The 3,682-nt window shown below is 43.2% G+C and carries 4 protein-coding genes; 1 reads left to right on the top strand and 3 read right to left on the bottom strand.

Annotated elements, in window-relative coordinates; all coding sequences use genetic code 11:
- Positions 1-125: 125 nt before the first annotated feature.
- Together F6K46_RS38755 and F6K46_RS38760 are read right to left on the bottom strand one after the other, a co-directional pair.
- Entirely contained in the window at positions 126-416 is a 291-nt protein-coding gene (locus F6K46_RS38755) for a class II aldolase/adducin family protein (RefSeq protein ID WP_293068548.1), read from the bottom strand.
- 293 nt (positions 417-709) lie between these two features.
- Positions 710-1,453, bottom strand: a complete 744-nt coding sequence (locus F6K46_RS38760) for an iron-containing redox enzyme family protein (protein ID WP_075896603.1) — start codon at positions 1,451-1,453, stop codon at positions 710-712.
- Between the two features lie 593 nt (positions 1,454-2,046).
- On the opposite strand from F6K46_RS38760, the gene F6K46_RS38765 reads away from it, so the two are divergent.
- A complete protein-coding gene (locus F6K46_RS38765) occupies positions 2,047-2,241 on the top strand; it encodes a hypothetical protein (protein WP_293068542.1) in 195 nt (64 codons plus the stop codon).
- 11 nt (positions 2,242-2,252) lie between these two features.
- On the opposite strand, the gene F6K46_RS38770 is transcribed toward F6K46_RS38765, so the two are convergent.
- A complete protein-coding gene (locus F6K46_RS38770; protein ID WP_293068545.1) occupies positions 2,253-3,332 on the bottom strand; it encodes an SGNH/GDSL hydrolase family protein in 1,080 nt (359 codons plus the stop codon).
- Positions 3,333-3,682: the final 350 nt, after the last annotated feature.

Here is a 3,682-nt window from a genome sequence, read left to right on the forward strand (position 1 = left end):
AGTTTCAGATCAACAAATGGCAGCACTCAACTTGACCCATCGTCCCATTTGTCCCCAGTGGAATTACATGATTCATCCTCGGTCTCAATCTGCTCAAAAACCATGAACTTATTTCTTGACAAACCCTAAGCAATTTTGTTATAGAAAACCATTGAAGCTTGATCTAGGTGTAACAACCCACAGGCAAGGGTGGAGACAGCAACTGCGTAAGGGGTGTGAGCATGAATCACAGTGTTAATATCAGGTCTAGCAGCTAGAATCGCACCATGGATAACAACAGCAGTTGGATTGACTGGTACGTCTTGGTCACCAACTACCTTGCCATCAAGGTTTATTCTTGCCAAGTTTGATGCTTTGACTTCATCAAAAGTGAGGCCAAAAGGATTAATCAGAAAATCAGACTCAGAACCCGGTATTCGTGTGAAGGGCGTGGGTGAGGGTTAGATCGCTCCAGCCGTAGTAATTTATCAGTCTATACACTGCTGCTAGCTGTATGCGAGCTGTAGATTCGTCCGATGTCTGATCAAGTTGTTTGTGCTGTTCAATTGTTGCCAGCTTGTTCATAGTCCTAATGATCGGATTGAATTGAAGCTCAAAAGCAAACCTTAATTAGTTACCAACGGACAGTCCTTTGTTCCCAAGGTCTTGTAGGTGTTGATTGTTTGGATCTCAAATAGGATTGCTATAGCTGTTTCGGAGAATGAGTAGTTTAGCTGCCGAATGTCTCTGGTAGTTCGTTGTAGGCAGCACGGTAGATGCCATCTAGCCATGCCCAAAGTGTGTCACGCTTCCACTTGGCCCCTCCCATCACTGATTCCAACTCCGGACCTGATGTCGGCACAATCTTAGACATAGCATCAGAGGCATCGGCATGATCCCCTTCGACCTGTTCATGGACAAGAAGCCACTCAAAAACAGACAGATCCACTTCATTTTGACGACGAACTTCTTTGCCTAGGCAAGAAATCATCTGCTCTGCATATACTTCACCAGAAATCAGGGAGCCTACTGCCCAAGCAACATCAATAGTCTCTCCTGCGAAGAAATTAGCCATTTCCTGGGCTAGTGTTTTACCCGGAGACTCTGGCTCGAAATTTTCTGGTTGCGGCCGCCACGGATCGAGTCCTTCAATTAGTTTACCCATCAGGGTGCTATGTATTTTGTTGATATCGCCACTGCCCAGTTCGTCATATAGCACACCAGCAATCAGACTTTTGATTCTCAAGTCCTCTACACGCATCACAATATTGGCCAACCAATTAGGAACCTTGGCAGTGACTTCATTTAAGTTGGCAAAGTATGACCAAAAAGCGGTTAGATTGGGAGGTTCCTGTTGAAGCCGCACAAAATAGGGATGTTTAATCATGGGATGTTTTTGGCAAAACTCCACGATTTCTTCAGCAGGACGGCGTTGTTGAGCTTCTTTTACCCAAGTTACAGCAGTCTTAGTCATTATTTGGCCTTCAACTAGTTTTTGCTAGGTGTCTAGCTTTGTTCACTTTTTTGAGGTACATATTACCTGGTTTTATGGAACATGGAATATGGAACCGGTAAAAATATTGTGTACCTGATTAGGGTAGAAACCGCTAGATATATTTATTTGGCTTCACAGATAGTTTATCAGACTAATGGAAAAACTTCACTAAAAATTTGTGGCTCTTCCGTACTTGTTATGCTATGATTATAATTTTAGTAAAAACTTGTTTCTGATAAGGGTCTAAAAATGAGACAATAGAATCGAAGTGATTGTTTCTGGGTAAAATGTCAATAATTGAGGATATTAGAACCAAATTTTAGGCTTTAATGCCATAAATGGATGAAAAACTCAGACGATTGTGGTTAGGAGCTGAAGCAGTATCTTTAGGGAAAGGGCGACCCTCTGAAAGGTTTCGTCATTTGACTGGTTGAGTCACAATAGAGACGTATTTGCTTCTTATAAAGCCGGTTTGGGGTATATTTGGGCTTTAATTTTGTTTAATTCCCAATAGTAGCAAAAAACTCCTTTGATTTTTTGATGGTACTGGTAAAGATGTAGTGATGTAGGCGTTGGTCTGGTCAAGGTTTCGGGAGCTAAAGTCAGGAATTGTACAGCACTACCAGGATTTTTCCCGACTCCCTCGGTGCGCTTTCCAATGGGCGAGTAAATCGCCCTTGGGTCGCACCGCTCCCGACTCCCGATTCCCGATTCCCAATTCCCGATTCCCGATTCCCGATTCCCGATTCCCGATTCGCGCATTCTAAATTCGCGCATTCTAAATTCCCGATCCCCTCTTCCCTATTCTCTTAGAGCCTATCCCTAAAGCCCCCAAGGCGAATAGACCTAAAGCTGTTGCTGGTTCAGGAACATTAGCTGGGTGTGGATGGTTATGATCTGGATTTGGATCCTTCAATGCTGACAGGGCTAAATCCGCAATAATGCGATAAACACCAGTGGTTGGATGTTGTAAGTCCCAGAATACAAACTCCTCGGGATTCTCACATACAAATTGTGCTGGTATATTCAGACAAGGACTAGTTACATTGGTCAAACCAAATTCCGTTGGCTGAGCCAGAATTTCCCTAAATGTAGAATTAACATCAACCGGGATGATATTGACATCTGAGTCGGGAGTCTGACTGAATTGATCGAGTAGTTCAGACAAACCAGAATTATGGTCTTCTGTCAAGGTGTTGAGGGCATCGGTAGTACCAGGAACACGTCCATCAAGTGCCAGAGCAATGGGCGTATTGCCCAAATCTGGCAAGTTAACTACCATAATATTCTTAGCCCCAACATTAGTCAGGTCTTGCACTGCATCTGACAAATTTGCCAGGGTGGTGACAGTATCTGTAAATGGTTCAAAACTGCCTTGGGTAGGTAAATAATCATTACCACCAGCCCACACTATATACAGAGCCTCTGGGTCAGCAGACTGACCGGCTTGTATCAGGGGAACAGTAAAGGCATCAATCTGCTGTTCCAATCCTGGTAAGCCTGTCAATCCAGAGAAGGTAAGAGCGACAGTGTTTTCAGTGCCTGTAGTAGAACCACCAAAAGCGAAGTTAATGCCTTCAGTAGGAATAGCACCTGAGCCAAGAGTGGTAAACAGAGTAGGGTTTAATTCCAAATCCCCTGCAAGATAATCCACCCAGTTGGGCCCATTGGAAAAACGTCCCTCAAAATAGGGTGGACTGGGGGGAATTTGCTCTGCGGTGGCATTAAACAGATTGCCTTGATCACAGAGGCTGTCTCCAAAGATATACATCTTGCTAAACAACTCGACAGCATTTGCCTTGAGGGGCAACATTAAAGAGAAAAAGACTAATCCTGTGGCGGCAATTTGTGTCTTCATGATGTTTGTTTAACTTAATTGCAGATAATTATCTCAGATCATGTCCGATTTAATAGTTATCCTTCAGGGTTTATAGTCAATTGAACCTTGAAAATTAACTAACCATAAGCAATTAGCAATTCAAAATTCAAAATTCAAAATTCAAAATTCAAAATTCACAGGCATCGGATCAACCATGTTAGACGTGATTAAGCGGACTTGATATCATGTCTGGCATTGACACACTAGTGCAGCGCGGCAGAAATACTTGAGCAGCTGCTGATAATGGTAAAATAGAAGGATGAACTGCTTACCTACTCGATGCTCAGCTTACCCTATTGTACTCTTCACAACTTGTGCTATGCCTGACC

It is taken from the genome of Moorena sp. SIO3E8 (genome assembly GCF_010692445.1).
Taxonomy (GTDB): domain Bacteria; phylum Cyanobacteriota; class Cyanobacteriia; order Cyanobacteriales; family Coleofasciculaceae; genus Moorena; species Moorena bouillonii.